Source organism: Pseudomonas sp. KK4 (assembly GCF_001984065.1).
GTDB lineage: Bacteria > Pseudomonadota > Gammaproteobacteria > Pseudomonadales > Pseudomonadaceae > Aquipseudomonas.
The window spans coordinates 46,493-59,971 of record NZ_LYVP01000029.1 but is presented as its reverse complement, the minus strand read 5'-3'; the positions used below and the strand labels follow the sequence as shown (position 1 = coordinate 59,971).

13 protein-coding genes and 2 pseudogenes are annotated in these 13,479 nt (G+C 61.7%); 4 read left to right on the top strand and 11 right to left on the bottom strand.

Features of this window, described 5'->3' with window-relative positions; translation table 11 throughout:
- Both B0W55_RS12760 and B0W55_RS12755 read left to right on the top strand, forming a co-directional pair.
- Window positions 1-181 (top strand): annotated as a pseudogene (locus B0W55_RS12760) (cyanate hydratase); the annotation flags it as partial.
- 68 nt (window positions 182-249) lie between these two features.
- Window positions 250-909, top strand: a complete 660-nt coding sequence (locus B0W55_RS12755) for a carbonic anhydrase (RefSeq protein WP_077046351.1) — start codon at window positions 250-252, stop codon at window positions 907-909.
- Window positions 910-954: 45 nt separating this feature from the next.
- Here B0W55_RS12755 and B0W55_RS12750 read toward each other — a convergent pair whose 3' ends face one another.
- The 3 genes and pseudogenes from B0W55_RS12750 to B0W55_RS31545 form a co-directional block, all read right to left on the bottom strand.
- Window positions 955-2,457 (bottom strand): aldehyde dehydrogenase family protein, encoded by a 1,503-nt coding sequence (locus B0W55_RS12750; protein WP_077046350.1) that lies wholly within the window; start codon window positions 2,455-2,457, stop codon window positions 955-957.
- Between the two features lie 79 nt (window positions 2,458-2,536).
- Window positions 2,537-2,914, bottom strand: a complete 378-nt coding sequence (locus tag B0W55_RS31550; RefSeq protein WP_256576284.1) for a CZB domain-containing protein — start codon at window positions 2,912-2,914, stop codon at window positions 2,537-2,539.
- Between the two features lie 36 nt (window positions 2,915-2,950).
- Window positions 2,951-3,292 (bottom strand): annotated as a pseudogene (locus B0W55_RS31545) (methyl-accepting chemotaxis protein); the annotation flags it as partial.
- Window positions 3,293-3,992: 700 nt separating this feature from the next.
- On the opposite strand from B0W55_RS31545, the gene B0W55_RS12740 reads away from it, so the two are divergent.
- On the top strand, window positions 3,993-4,508 hold the full coding sequence (locus B0W55_RS12740; protein ID WP_077046349.1) for a DoxX family protein: 516 nt from the start codon (window positions 3,993-3,995) through the stop codon (window positions 4,506-4,508).
- Window positions 4,509-4,634: 126 nt separating this feature from the next.
- Here B0W55_RS12740 and B0W55_RS12735 read toward each other — a convergent pair whose 3' ends face one another.
- From B0W55_RS12735 to B0W55_RS12700, 8 genes are all read right to left on the bottom strand, one after another.
- Window positions 4,635-5,714 carry a putative urea ABC transporter substrate-binding protein gene (locus tag B0W55_RS12735; RefSeq protein WP_077046348.1) on the bottom strand — a complete coding sequence of 360 codons (1,080 nt, stop codon included), beginning with the start codon at window positions 5,712-5,714 and terminating at the stop codon, window positions 4,635-4,637.
- Window positions 5,715-5,752: 38 nt separating this feature from the next.
- Window positions 5,753-6,700, bottom strand: a complete 948-nt coding sequence (locus tag B0W55_RS12730; protein WP_077046347.1) for a hypothetical protein — start codon at window positions 6,698-6,700, stop codon at window positions 5,753-5,755.
- A 2-nt stretch (window positions 6,701-6,702) separates the two neighbouring features.
- Window positions 6,703-7,752: an isopenicillin N synthase family oxygenase gene (locus tag B0W55_RS12725; protein WP_077046346.1), complete on the bottom strand. Its 1,050-nt coding sequence runs from the start codon at window positions 7,750-7,752 to the stop codon at window positions 6,703-6,705.
- A gap of 252 nt (window positions 7,753-8,004) precedes the next feature.
- A complete protein-coding gene (locus B0W55_RS12720) occupies window positions 8,005-9,528 on the bottom strand; it encodes a glycosyltransferase family 39 protein (RefSeq protein WP_077046345.1) in 1,524 nt (507 codons plus the stop codon).
- Between the two features lie 3 nt (window positions 9,529-9,531).
- Window positions 9,532-9,810 carry a lipid-A-disaccharide synthase N-terminal domain-containing protein gene (locus B0W55_RS12715; RefSeq protein WP_077046344.1) on the bottom strand — a complete coding sequence of 93 codons (279 nt, stop codon included), beginning with the start codon at window positions 9,808-9,810 and terminating at the stop codon, window positions 9,532-9,534.
- Complete coding sequence (locus tag B0W55_RS12710) at window positions 9,807-10,538, bottom strand: glycosyltransferase family 2 protein (RefSeq protein WP_077046343.1); 732 nt, start codon at window positions 10,536-10,538, stop codon at window positions 9,807-9,809. Before B0W55_RS12710 ends, B0W55_RS12715 begins: the two co-directional genes overlap by 4 nt.
- A gap of 47 nt (window positions 10,539-10,585) precedes the next feature.
- The gene (locus B0W55_RS12705; protein ID WP_077046342.1) at window positions 10,586-11,548 is read right to left on the bottom strand and encodes an NAD-dependent epimerase; all 963 of its coding nucleotides are present in this window, start codon (window positions 11,546-11,548) and stop codon (window positions 10,586-10,588) included.
- Between the two features lie 181 nt (window positions 11,549-11,729).
- The gene (locus B0W55_RS12700) at window positions 11,730-12,350 is read right to left on the bottom strand and encodes a cell wall hydrolase (RefSeq protein WP_077046341.1); all 621 of its coding nucleotides are present in this window, start codon (window positions 12,348-12,350) and stop codon (window positions 11,730-11,732) included.
- Window positions 12,351-12,490: 140 nt separating this feature from the next.
- Here B0W55_RS12700 and B0W55_RS12695 point away from each other — a divergent pair, with 140 nt between their 5' ends.
- Complete coding sequence (locus B0W55_RS12695; RefSeq protein WP_077046340.1) at window positions 12,491-13,342, top strand: CAP domain-containing protein; 852 nt, start codon at window positions 12,491-12,493, stop codon at window positions 13,340-13,342.
- The last annotated feature ends 137 nt before the right edge of the window (window positions 13,343-13,479 follow it).

The following is a 13,479-nucleotide window of genomic DNA, read 5'->3' as shown; positions in this document are numbered from 1 at the left end:
CTACGAAATGATCCAGATCTACGGCACCACCCTGAAAGCCCTGGTTCACGAGCAGTTCGGCGACGGCATCATCAGCGCGATCAACTTCAAGCTGAACATGAAAAAAGTCGAAGACCCAGAAGGCGGCCACCGTGCGGTGATCACCCTCGACGGCAAGTTCCTGCCACTGCGTCCGTTCTAAGCGATCACACACTATCTGGTAGCGGCTGCCCCGCAGCCGCTACAGAACCAAAACAAGAGGAAGCTCCCATGAAAGCGCTCATCGAAGGTTTTTTGAAGTTTCAGAAAGAAGTCTTTCCACAACGCACCGACCTGTTCAAACACCTGGCCACCACGCAACACCCCGGCACACTGTTCATCACCTGTTCCGACAGCCGTGTAGTGCCAGAGCTGCTGACCCAGCAAGAACCCGGTGAGCTGTTCGTGATCCGTAATGCCGGCAACATCGTGCCGTCCTACAGCCCGCACCCAGGTGGTGTGTCGGCCACCGTCGAATACGCCGTCGCTGTGCTGGGCGTGACCGATATCGTGATCTGCGGCCATTCCGATTGCGGCGCCATGACCACTGTCGCCAAGTGCAAATGCGTCGATCACCTGCCTGCGGTCGCTGGCTGGTTGCAACACGCCGAGTCGGCGAAAGTCATCAACGAGGCGCGTCCTCACGCCAGTGAAGCCGCCAAAGTCAGTTCGATGGTGCGTGAAAACGTCATCGCGCAACTGGCCAACATTCAGACTCACCCGAGCGTGCGCCTGGCCCAGGAGAAAGGTCAGTTGAAATTGCATGGCTGGGTCTACGACATTGAGACCGGCTCGATCGATGCGCTCGACGGCAGCAGCCGCCGCTTCGTATCGCTGGCCGAGCACCCGACCACCGTTGCTGTGTTTAGCCAGGCAGTGGATGTGGCGTAAGTAACGCTGTAGCAGCTGGCGCCAGCTGCTACACGTTGCGTGGCTTTAGCGTTTGACGCCCAGATCACTCTGCGTCATACGGCTGCGAATGGTGAACACACCGTCGCCCGATAGAATCGCGCTACGGGCAAACAGTCGCCCGCTTTCCCAGTTCGACAGGCCCAGTTCCGGCTTGTTGAGCGCGTACTGTCCGTCTACCCAACGGGTGATGCCGTTACCGACAAACGGCGCGTTGACCGCGTTGTAGAAGCGCTCCTGTGTTGCCGCGTCTTCGCTGATCAGCGACACCGTGAACTGCGGGCTGTAGCGATTGAACAAGGCGATGGCGCTGTCCAGGTCGTCGACAATCTTCAGGCTGACTTCCGGGGTTTCCTCCCACTCCCACTCGCGACCCAATTGATCTTCCGCCAGCGGTTCGGCCAGGGCTTCGGTCTGATAGCCCTCAGCGCGGTACACCTGGACGGTTGCGCTCTGCCAGTCGGCGGGCAGGCACCCTTCGCTGTCTTCGACGATGTGCAGTTTGCAGCCCTGCCCCCGTGTCTTGCCGGCCTGTTGCAGCGCATCCAGAAACAGCGGCACCAGTTCAGCCGCGCGGTCGCGGTGGATCAGGCACACGTTCAGGGTGTTGCAGACCTTGCGGTCCAGGGAGTTGCGCACCACGGCGGCAAAACGCGTGGCATCGGCGTCGTGGTTGGCGATCAACCAGGCGCCACCGGTGCCGTGCAGGCTCACAGCGGTGCCGGCCTGTTGCGCAATGCTGCCCAACTGGCTGACCGCACGGCCCGAACCCCGGGCCACGGCCAAGGACAGACGGCGGTCGGCGAACATCGCCCAACCGGCGGCGTGATTGACGCTTTCCACCAACGACACCGCGCCTTCCGGCAGCCCGGCATCGCTCAATGCGGGATTCAGCGCATGGGTCACGATGGCTTGGGCGGTGCCCAGCGCATCGCTGCCGATGCGCAGCACGGCGGTGTTGCCGGTGCGCAATACGCCTGCGGCATCAGCAAATACATTCGGCCGTCCCTCGAAAACGAAGGCGACGATGCCCAGCGGTGAAACCACCTGCTCGACTTTCCAGCCGTCATGCTCGACGCAACTGATCACCTTGCCACGGGTGGCCGAGGCATCACGCCAGGCGCGCAGGCCGGCGATCATGTCGCGACGCATGCGCTCATCGGCCAGAAGACGGGTGGTGGAACGACCGCGGGCCTTGGCCCGTTCGATGTCGGCCTGGTTCGCCGCTTCGATCAGCGCCCAGCACTCCGGGGTTTCCAGGCGTTGGGCAAACAGATCGAAAAATTGGCTGATCGCTTGGTCCGACACCGCCGACAGTGCGCCAAACGCCGCCTCGGCACGCTCGATGGCCACCGCTGCCGCCTGTTGGTCGGCCACCGGGATCAGCAACAATTCGCCGCTGACCTGCTCCACCAGCAGGTGGTCACCGGGCTGGAAGCGTGCTGCCAGTTCGGGGCTGACCACAGTGACACGATTACCGGCGAAAGGGATCGGCGTGCCAGCGACTAGACGTTCGAGCGCAAGAGACATGAAGCGGTTACACCATGTAATGGGCGGGCGGAAAATGTATAGCAAAAGTTCTCGAGCGTCACCCGCGCCAGCGCCCGTTTCAGACCAGACGCGAATGCAGCAGGCCCTTGACCGTGCGCATCACCGCGGCGTTGGCTTCTTCCATCTGCCCCACCTGTTTCAGCGTTTCCTCCAGTTCGCCTCGGGCATGGGCGTCCAGCGCCGCCTGACCGCTGCTGTGCACCCGTTTGTGCGGTACCTCCATGCGTCGGAAATCGGCATCGCTCTGCTGAGTCTGGTTCTCTTTGGCGTAGTACCACTGGCCGAACAGGCACTCGGTTTCGTCCGGCAGGATCAACGGCGCATGGGGCTTGGGATTGAGCAGGCGATCGTACACCGCGACTTTCAGCGTCAGTTCCTGCAAGTTGGCCAGCTCGACATTGGACAGCAGGTGCGATTGGTCGATTTCCCGCTGCATCTGCTGCGCTTCGCCATACATGCCGGCCATGGCATCGGCGGCCTGGTCGATCACCGCGCCAAACGCGTGGGAGACCTGGCTCTGTTGCGAAATCGACTGCTTGGCCTGGCTGATTTCCTGTTGGATGGCCGAGGTTTCCTTGACGATTTCCCGGGTCGCTTCGGCGGTTTTTTCCGCCAGCAACCGCACTTCGCCGGCCACCACTGCAAAACCGCGCCAGGTATCGCCGGCCCGCGCCGCTTCGATGGCGGCGTTGAGGGCCAACAGGTTGGTCTTGCGCGCGATATCGCTGATCAGGTCAACGATGCGATCGATCTCGCTGGCGCGGCCGACCAGGTGGGTGATCACCCCCTCCAGCGCTTGCAGCCCCGCGGCCATGACCCGGGATTGCTCCTGCAGATGGCTGACCTGTTCACGGTTGTCGATGGCCGCTTGGGCCACGGTTTCCGCCCGCTGGTGGTTGAGTTTGAGACGCTGGTTGAGCATCGAGAACGATTCACTGACCGGCGCCAGCGAGTTGCCGCAGGTCAACAGGTGCTGCGCCAGCCCGCGGAAGAAATCCCGGTCGCGCAACTCAGCCTGGCGTGCCGCGACCCGGGCGTCATCGGCACTGTCCACCGGTACCGGCGCTTGCACCGGCATGGTCTGCTCGACGATGTGCCCGGCGGTTTTCCTGCGCCATGTGAAATTCATCCCGACTCCCCTGCGCACTGCGCCCAAAGCTGCGGACAATACGAAGCCCGGATGCAGGACAAAAGATCCAATTTGACGAATTAACGCCACGCAACCCGCACCATTGTTCCCTGTGGGAGCGGGCTTGCTCGCGAAAGCGGAGTATCAGTCGACACATCAGTGACTGACACATCGCTTTCGCGAGCAAGCCCGCTCCCACAGGAGGTTACGTATCTCAGTGTGTACAACCCCGCCCCCGACACAACAAACCTTCAAACCCCCGCGCATACGACACATCGCAGATACACCCGGCTGATGAAATTCACCTGTCGATTGGCCAGGCCGATCCTTGCGCTAAACGGGCCCACCCAAGCCCGACACCCAAAGACTTGAAGGAGAACACCCCATGAGCACTTCGATTTCCTCGGCCGTGAAGGGCCTGCACCTGAACCTTGACCGTGCCGGCACCTGGATCGCGCCACTGACCCTGCGGATCTTCCTGGCCTGGGAGTTCTTCGAGTCGGGCCTGGAAAAATTCAACGGCGAGAACTGGTTTGCCGACATTCAGGATCGCTTCCTGTTTCCGTTCAACCATTTGTCCGCCTCGCTGAACTGGGAAATGTCGATGTGGGTGGAACTGATCTGCGCCCTCGCCCTGCTGGTGGGCCTGGCCACGCGTTTCTCGGCGATCAGCCTGATCGTGGTGACCATCGTCGCCACCGCCGCCGTGCACTGGCCCGCCGACTGGTCGAGCCTGAGCGAGCTGGCCCAGGGTTACTCGATCACCAACAAAGGTTACGGCAACTTCAAACTGCCGCTGATCTATCTGGCGGCCCTGGTCCCCCTGGTGCTCAGCGGCCCCGGCAAATTCAGCCTCGACACACTGCTGGCCCGGTTCTTCTGGCGTCGCAGCCATGCTTGATTAACCTCTCCCCCTGTAGGAGCGAGCTCGCTCGCGATGGACTCAAGGACACCGCAGCGAGTCAGGCTCAACGCGTTATCGTTAACGACCATCGCGGGCAAGCCTCGCTCCTGCAAGGATCGGGGGTCAGAGCTGGTTGGCCATCGCCATGTTCACGAACCGGGTGTCGAAACGCAGCTTGGTATTGTTTTTGTCCCCCAGGGTCGAGCCGTCGGCAAACTGCATGCCCACTGCATCGGCGCTGGTGGCGGCCTGGCCCAGCAACCCTTTGGCGAAGGAGAAGGTGCGTACCTTGTCCATGGTCTTGCGGATCGCGTCGGAGTTGGCGAACTCGAAGGCCGTGGCAGGGGTATAGAACAGCATGGTCTGCGTCAGTTGTTCCTCGTAACCCTTGAGGTCGGTGCCCGAGCGCTCGGCCATCGACGTGCGTGCCGAGATCGCCTGCCCATCGTTGCCGGACATCAATTGCAAGGTCTCGAACCACGCCCCCACCAGCGCCTTGCCCAGTTCCGGGTTGGCCGCCAGCGTCTGGGTATTGACCGCCATCATGTCGATGATCTCCCCCGGAATCTCTTTGGAGGTGAAGACCTCAACCGCCGTCGGTGACTGCTTCATCACCATGCTCAACTGTGGGTTCCAGAGTGCCGCCGCCGTCACGCCAGCGGTGGAAAACGAGGCCACGGCATCGGCATCTGAGGTGTTCATGATCCTGATGTCGCGCTGGCTCATCCCGTGAATGTCCAGGGCCCGGGACATCAGGTAGTCGGACACCGACAGCTCCACCAGATTGACCTGCTGGCCCTTGATGTCGGCGAACGTCTTGCCGTGCTTGAGCACGATGGCATCGTTGCCGTTGGAGTAATCCCCCAGGATCAGCCCCGTGGTATCGACACCGTTGGCACTCGGAATGGTCAAGGCATCCATGTTGGTCATGCCGCAGGCATCGAATGCGCCGGCGGCGTATTGGTTGATCGACTCGATGTAGTCATTGAGCTGCACCAGTTCGATCTTGATCCCGTACTTTTTTGCCCACTTGTCGATGATCCCGTGTTCGCTGGCATAGCCCCAGGGCATCCAGCCGGAATAGATCGACCAGGCGACCTTGAATTCCTGCTTTTTTTCCGCGGCTGATGCGCCAGATGCCAGACAGCACAACGCCAACAGCAGCACTGCAACACGATTGAACACGCACGAGAATGCCTTCATGGAAACCTCACGGATGATGAATGGAGTGAAACGATGGGTCAGAAGAGCGGCTGGGTGTAGCGGCTCAACGTGGGCGATTCGCGCGCGTACCACTGCTCGGCGCTGCCGCTCAAACCTGTGGCCTGGGCGAAACCGACGCAGGGTTCCAGGGTGTCGATGATGAACAGCCGTTCGCAGGCCCGGCCATCGATCAGCAGCCTCTGGGTGACATGAGCGCCATCCACCTCGAGCTCGAAACCCTCAAGGGAAATCAGCAGCTGGCCAACGCGCTGCGCACAGGTCGAAAGGGTCACCTGGTAGCCGTCCGCAATTGAACCCTCGGCCACCGAGGTTTCAACGTTGAACGCCCGGTTCAGCCACACAGGGTCATCGCCAAAACGCGCGACCAGATCCCGCAGCTGCGCGCCCTCCTGTTCGCCCTCCAGCGGTTGCGCACGGCCGATCACCATCGCCGCATGATCACCGCACAGGATCAGGCCGCCCCCGCGATGGCGCACAACGCCGCTCTCCAGCTCCCTCTCCACCACCAGGCGCAGACCGATCAAGGCGCCCGGCGCTGAAGATTGCAGACGCCAGTCTTCGACGTATGCGCCGCTGGGGGCGAATTCGATCATGCAGTTGCCGATGCGCTTCAACACGGCGGGCTCCGGCCAACGGTTGTGCACCTGCAGGGAGGTCCCGCCATGCCAGCTCAGGGTCTCGCCTTCCCAGGCACACAAGGCCTGCCAGCCTTCGTAGTTGGCCAACCGTTGCAGCTCTTCAACGCTACAGGCTGCCAACGGCTTTGCCGGCACCTGCTGATGTTCCAGCGGCAGGCGCAAATCGATGGTGAAGTTGCGGCTCTGAAACCAGCAGACGTGAGTGCGGGTATCGGTCAAACCATCGGCGAAGCTGATCGCCCGGCGCTTGTAGAACCCCAGCATCCAGTCAGGGACGCCTTGGGCCGGACGTTGCGGGTAGTGCGCGACGAGATCACGAAGGTGCATTGTCAAACCTCCTCGCCGACGGCGACGCGGCCAAAGGAGGACAACCCCTTTGCCCCTTCCGGCAGGCTCAGCTCGCCCCGGGCCAACCGCTGCTTGAGGTAGCGAAAGGTCTGCAGGGTCTGCGCGTACAGGTGCTCGCCACACACCAGCGGCCCGTAGCGGCCGGGTGATGCCGGATCGAGCAACTGGGCGATGGGGGCAATGACCGTGTCGTAATCACAGGCACAGAACATCGGGAACGAAAACCGCTCCTGAGCGACCTTGCGCACCCGATGGGCCGTCGCGACATACCGACCATTGCTCAGCACTTCGAGCATGTCGCCGATGTTGATCACGAACGCCCCGTCCACCAGCGGCACATCGATCCACTGCCCTGCCCCGTTCAACACCTCCAGCCCCGGTGCCGTCGGCAGCAAAATGGTGAAGCATTCATAGTCGGTGTGCGCGCCGATACCGGGACGATCTGTCGGTGCCTGCGCGGAAAACGGATAGTGGATCAACCGCAGCTGGCTGGGCGGATGATTGACGTGCTGGCTGATGGCATCTTCGGCCAGCCCCAACGCCAGGGCGAAGCCTCGAAACAGCATGAGGCTCAGACCGAACACCGCGTCGTAGTAAGCCTTGATGTCTTGCCGGAACCCCGGCAACTCAGGCCAGCGATTGGCCCCCAGCATCGGCCGACGTCCCTGTGGCAACAGGTAATCGAACCCGACATCGAACGCCTCCTTGTGATCGATGCTGCCCTCGACGAACTGCTCTTCACCCTCGGGCACGTAGCCGCTGTGGTTGCTCGAATGGCCGATGTAGTCCTGCATCTTCCGTTCGAGGGGCTGGGCGAAATACTCCACTGTTCGCTGTTTGAGGCGGCTGATGATCTGCGGGTCGATGCCATGCCCGGTGACGTAGAGAAAGCCCGCTTGCGAAGCGGCATCCCCCAGAGCCACGGCAGCCTGACTGCGCTCGGCCAGGCTCGTCGAAAACAGACCGCTGATGTCCACCAATGGCAGGGTCGTGAAAGCCGAATGAGGGGTGATTCGGGGCGTGGGCGCCATAAGTAACCTCCTGATGATTAGTCAAAATGTCACCTGGTCGTCCAGATATCGCAGAGCCCTGAGGCCTCCGGGTCGTCCCGGATGTGCACCTGTCATGGTGCCTACGGGACAGAGCAAGGTGCGTGCCACGTTCGTCACATCACTCATGCCCACGCTTATGTTGTTGATTCCAATGGAGGGTTCACACCAGGACCGGCCAATGCCGTACTTCAGCCTGACGCGCACAAGGCACCAAAATGAATCCTGCCCGGGTCAATTCGCGGCGAGTGGCGCCCAGTTGAAGCGATAGATTTTCGGCCTTCCCTCAGCGTGGCACTGACCGTTGTCCGCCTCACTCCCGACAATCGACCACGGTTCATGGATGTCTTGTCCCAATGCCCTGGCTGCCTCGGGCTTGAAGCAGTGGCTCAGTACCTCATCGGGCACCAACGCATAATCGTCGGGATGTTCGCGCAACCACTGCGCCGCCCGCTCCACCGTGGAATCGAGCATGCCGAAGTGCACAATGGGCTGGCGGGCGAACAGCCAGTGGCCTTCGCTCCAGTTCACCAGCACCAGGTTCGCGCCGTGGGTCATGCTGTTGGCCTGGGCCATGAGGGTCTGGTTGGGGTTGGTGCCTTCGCGGACCGGTTCAATGAAACCCCGGGCGAACCAAAGCACGAACCAGGTCGCGACCAGTGCCGGGAACGCTCGGCGAAGGCGTGGCCGGCCCTGGAACCAGCGTCGCAGAAGCCAAGGCACCAAGGGCGCGGCCGCCAGTACCAGGGCTGGCAGCGCCGGGTAGATGTACAGCTTGCGCTTACCGCTGCTGATGCAGAAAAACAGCACCACCAGCGCCACCCAGCCCAGCAATACCAGCACGCGAGCGTCGCGCTTTTGCAGTTGCCGGCGCCAGGCCGGTACCAGCCAGGGCAACGCCAGTACCAGCGGCAGCCAGTATTGTGGAATGACATTGGTGAAGAAGTACCAGAACGGCTCGCGATGGTGCCACGCGGCGGCATAGCGTCCGGCGGTCTGGCGCAGCAGGATCTCCCGGACATAGGCGATTTCGTCGGCGGTGCCGTTGAAGACGATGGACAAGGCCAGCGGCAGCAGCCAGACCGCAATCGCAGCCAGCATGATCGCAAATCCCAGCAGCCACTTGCGCGCCTCCCCAGGCATCGCCACTGCGCCGGACCAGCCCTTGCGCACCGCGTAGCCATAAGGAATCAACAACAGCGCTGGCAGAAAACCCACACCCTTGGTGATCACGCCAATGCCCATCGCGGCGCAGCCGACGTAAAACCAACGCCATGCCGGCCCCAGCAGCAGGTGCCGCGCCAGTCCGTACAGGCCCAGGGTGGTGAACAGGATCAGGAAACTGTCGATCTGCCCGGTGCGCAGGATGCTGTAGGTCTGGTAGGTCGCCAGGTACAGCAGCGCGGCGATGCGACCGATGCGCGGGTTCCACAACCGGCGCCCCAGGTCGTACACCATGGCGGTGACGGTCGCCGCCGAAAACAGCCCCGGAATATAGAGCGCAAGGTTCGGCAGACCGGTCAGCCAGACGAAGAACGCCACCGTCCACATGAAGATCGGCGGTTTGTCGCCGTAGATTTCCCCGGCACGGTGCGGAATCAGCCAGGAGCCGTTGTGCAGCATCTCCAGGGCGACGCCGAGGAAACGCTCTTCATCGACGTTCTGCGCCTGGCGCAGTCCCAGCCCGGCGCCGATCAACAGCAAGGCGAGCAGCATCAGGCCCAGGCATTCGACCCTGGGCGATAAGGTGCGGCGCATGGCTCAGTCCTCGGCTTTTCGGCTTTTGGCAATCAATTGCAGGTTGCGCAAATACACAATCGAGCCAAAGGCCTGGCCGGCGATGAACACCGGGTCCTGGCGGTAAATGGCATAGGCGAACAGCAAGGTGCTGCCGACGATGCTCAGGTACCAGAAGCTCACCGGGATCACGCTGCGCTTTTTGTATTCGCTGTACAGCCATTGCAGGACGAATCGACCGGTAAAGGCGATCTGCCCGGCAAAACCGATCACCAGCCACAGGGCTTCGCGGGTCATGATCATCCTTCGAGCTCCTGAGGCAAGGCATTGAGCCGCGTGCGGCGGATCAGCCACCACACGCCGACCAGATCGAGAATGCCCACCAGCGCGCGGTCCAGATTGCCGTACTTGGAGACCCCGGCGGTGCGCGGCCGGTGATTGACCGGGTGCACGATCATGCGGCCGTTGTGGCGCTGGATCAGCGCCGGAATGAAGCGATGCATGTGATCGAAATACGGCAGGCGCAGGAACGCCGCTCGCTCGATCAGCTTCAGACCGCAGCCGGTGTCCGGCGTGGCGTCCTTGAGCAGACGGCTGCGCAGGTTATTGGCAAAACGCGACGCCCAGCGCTTGCTGGCGGTGTCGCGACGGTTGGTGCGGTGCCCGGCCACCAGTTGCACATCGCCGCTGCCACGCACCAGGGCCAGCATGCCCGGGATGTCCGCCGGGTCGTTCTGGCCGTCGCCGTCCAGGGTCGCCAGCCAGTGCCCGCGGGCTTCACGCGCGGCGTGGTAGAGCGAGGTGCTCTGCCCCAGCGAACGCTCATGTTGCAGGATGCGCAAGGCACTGAGGCCATTGTTGCGGATCTGCCGAAGCTCCTGCAGGGTGGCGTCGGTGCTGCCATCGTCGACGACAATGATCTCGTAGGCTTCATCTGCCAGTGCCACACGAATTTCCTCGAGCAACGGCTTGAGGTTGTTCGCTTCGTTTTTCGCTGGAATCAGTACCGATACAAAAATGTCCTGGCTCATGGAGTCTCCCTCGCCTTTTGGTTGTTCCGTTATCAGAGGCGAATGCTTCATATCTGATAAAACCGCCGATACCACTTCACAAATTCCGTCACCCCGGTGGCCACCGGCACCCGGGGTTGAAAGTCGATCCACTGCGTCAGTGCCGAGACGTCCGCCCAGGTCTTGACCACATCGCCAGCCTGCATGGGCATGAAGTTGCGCACGGCCTGCCGGTCCAGCGCCGACTCCAGGCACTGGACAAAATCCAGCAACGCCATGGGCTCGCCGCGACCGATGTTGAACAGGCGGTTGATGCCCTCGCCAGACGGGCGCGTGCGCAGGCGAACGATGCTTTCGACGATGTCGTCGATGTAGGTGAAGTCCCGCGCCATCTGGCCCTGGTTATAGATGTCGATGGGCCGGCCATTGAGGATGGCATCGGTGAACAGCAATGGCGCCATGTCCGGCCGCCCCCAGGGCCCGTACACGGTGAAGAAGCGCAGACCGCTGGCCTTGAGGCCGTACAGATGGCAATAACTGTGGGCCAGCAATTCGTTGGCGCGTTTGGTCGCCGCGTACAACGACACCGGTTGATCGACCGGGTCATCGACGCTGAAGGGCATTTTGCTGTTGGCGCCGTACACCGAGCTGCTGGAGGCGTAGATCAGGTGCTCGGGACGATAGTGCCGGCAGGCTTCGAGCATATTGAGGAAACCCACCAGGTTCGACTGGCCGTAGACATCCGGATTGTCCAGCGAATAGCGCACGCCGGCCTGGGCTGCCAGGTGAATCACGTGGGTAAAGCCGTGGTCGCCGAACAGGGTCAGCAAGGCTTGCTTGTCGACGATGTCGATCTGGCGAAAACTGAAGCCCGGCAAGGACTGCAGTTGGTGCAACCGCGCCTGCTTGAGCCGCACGTCGTAATAGTCGTTGAGGTTGTCGATCCCGACCACCTCGTGACCGTCCTGGCACAAACGCCTGGCGGTATGAAAACCGATGAACCCGGCGGCGCCGGTGACCAGGACCGTCACGAGGCGTCATCCCGGCAGGCGACAGGCGCCGTTTTACCGCTGAAAAACCATGCTTGCTTCATGCTCTGTTTCCGCTCATGACATGTCTAACGCGTTGCTCCGTCATGAAGCTTGTAAAACAGAAACATTTCAGTTTCGGTACGCAGGAACCGTTTCGGCGTTTTTTTCAGCCTGAAAGCGACTACTTCGCATCGCCGCCTTGTGGTTTGTAGAACTTGAACAAACCGATGTTCGCGGTATTGGTGTATTCCTTGGCCCAGTCCGGCTTCACCGTGCGGTCATGGAAATACAACGCGCCTTTGGTGCGGTCCGGCAGTTGCTTGTTGAGCGCCTTGCGCGCGATTTCCTTGGCCATCGAGTACGGCACCTCCTCCTGCACCGAATCGGACTTGCCGTCACACCACCAGGAGAACTGGCAGCTTTTGCTTTCCGATCCCTCCTTGACCACACCGCACACCGTATCGGGAAAACCTTCGTGGCCCAGGCGATTCATGACCACGTTGGCCACCGCTTCCATGTCGGCTGAATCCTTGCCCTTGGCTTCCCAGTAGATGGAGCGGGCCAGGCAGGTGATGGCGTCGTCCAGCGGCGCCTTGCCCGCTGGGTCCACGGCCTGGACTTCAGGTTGGGTAATGGCTTCTGATTTGGGCACCGGTGCGGTACTGGTATTGTCCGCGGCTTTTTGCTCCAGCACTTGGGCCTTGTCTTCGGCCACTTTTTGTTTTTGTTCTTGATCGTCGGCCAAAGCCGTTGTGGCAAGCAGCGACAATGAAAGACAGGCAGCTATCCAGTCCAGGCGCATGGTCGGATGACTCAGTAGGAATGATCGCCTTAGTGTAGTAGTGAAATGATTGCACCTGCGCCACAACATTCTGGAAAATCCATTGCCTTAAAGGGAGCAACTTCGCGCATCATGGGCGCAGTCAGCCAAAGGGGATTTCCATGCATTTCGTATCATCCGTCCTGCGCTTTGCCGGGTTGTCACTGGGCCTGTCACTTGCCGTCACGGCACAGGCGAGCGACGAATCGCAACTGATCGAATCGATCAACCTCTACCGCAGCCAGTTGCAGCGCTGCGCCGGGCAAGTCTCCTCGGAACTGCCGCCACTGGCCGCCGACCCACGGCTGGTGCTGTCCGCCGCCAGCATGGTCAATCTGCAACAGGCCATGGCCAGCGCCAATTACCCGATGAAGAACGTGCAGGCGATCAGCCTGTCCGGCCCGCGGGATGCGGCGTCGGCGATGAAGGCCATCCAGGAAAGCTTTTGCCAGATCGTGCTCGACCCGCAGTTCGTCGATGTCGGCGTCAGCCGTCAGGACCGCGACTGGCGCATCGTGGTGGCGCGCCCTCTGTTGAGCGCACGCCTGGGCGACTGGCAGGCCGAAGGCCAGAAACTGCTGGCCGAACTCAACGTCGCCCGTACCCGCCCCCGCCAGTGCGGCACGCAATCCTTCGCCGCAACTTCGCCGCTGGCCTGGAACGCCACCCTGGCCACCGCCGCCGAAACCCATTCGCGCAGCATGGCCAACAACAACTACTTCGATCACAAGGACCGCGACGGCCGCACCCCGGGCGATCGCGCGGAACTGGAGGGTTACAACTTCCAGCAGATCGGTGAAAACATCGCCGCCGGGCAAGACAGCGTGCGCAAGGTGGTGGACGGCTGGCTCGCCAGCCCCGGGCATTGCGCCAACCTGATGAACCCGCAATTCAAGGAACTGGGCGCAGCCTACGCGACCGATCCGAAGAGCGATGCAGGGATTTACTGGACGGCGATGTTTGGGGCGCAGTAAGTCCGGTACACGACACAACCCTTGTGGCGAGGGAGCAAGCTCCCTCGCCACGGGCCCTGCTCATAGAGCCTGTCGATCAACCGGTCATTAACAGTGATTGGACGCCCTCCCCAGGCTGCACTTAGTCTGCGCGACAA

Bases quoted from the DNA above. Each gene is read 5' to 3' on its own strand.
- B0W55_RS12755 (WP_077046351.1), top strand. From the start codon at position 250: ATGAAAGCGCTCATCGAAGGTTTTTTGAAGTTTCAGAAAGAAGTCTTT.
- B0W55_RS12750 (WP_077046350.1), bottom strand. From the start codon at position 2,457: ATGTCTCTTGCGCTCGAACGTCTAGTCGCTGGCACGCCGATCCCTTTC.
- B0W55_RS31550 (WP_256576284.1), bottom strand. From the start codon at position 2,914: ATGCAGCGGGAAATCGACCAATCGCACCTGCTGTCCAATGTCGAGCTG.
- B0W55_RS12740 (WP_077046349.1), top strand. From the start codon at position 3,993: ATGAGCACTTCGATTTCCTCGGCCGTGAAGGGCCTGCACCTGAACCTT.
- B0W55_RS12735 (WP_077046348.1), bottom strand. From the start codon at position 5,714: ATGAAGGCATTCTCGTGCGTGTTCAATCGTGTTGCAGTGCTGCTGTTG.
- B0W55_RS12730 (WP_077046347.1), bottom strand. From the start codon at position 6,700: ATGCACCTTCGTGATCTCGTCGCGCACTACCCGCAACGTCCGGCCCAA.
- B0W55_RS12725 (WP_077046346.1), bottom strand. From the start codon at position 7,752: ATGGCGCCCACGCCCCGAATCACCCCTCATTCGGCTTTCACGACCCTG.
- B0W55_RS12720 (WP_077046345.1), bottom strand. From the start codon at position 9,528: ATGCGCCGCACCTTATCGCCCAGGGTCGAATGCCTGGGCCTGATGCTG.
- B0W55_RS12715 (WP_077046344.1), bottom strand. From the start codon at position 9,810: ATGATCATGACCCGCGAAGCCCTGTGGCTGGTGATCGGTTTTGCCGGG.
- B0W55_RS12710 (WP_077046343.1), bottom strand. From the start codon at position 10,538: ATGAGCCAGGACATTTTTGTATCGGTACTGATTCCAGCGAAAAACGAA.
- B0W55_RS12700 (WP_077046341.1), bottom strand. From the start codon at position 12,350: ATGCGCCTGGACTGGATAGCTGCCTGTCTTTCATTGTCGCTGCTTGCC.
- B0W55_RS12695 (WP_077046340.1), top strand. From the start codon at position 12,491: ATGCATTTCGTATCATCCGTCCTGCGCTTTGCCGGGTTGTCACTGGGC.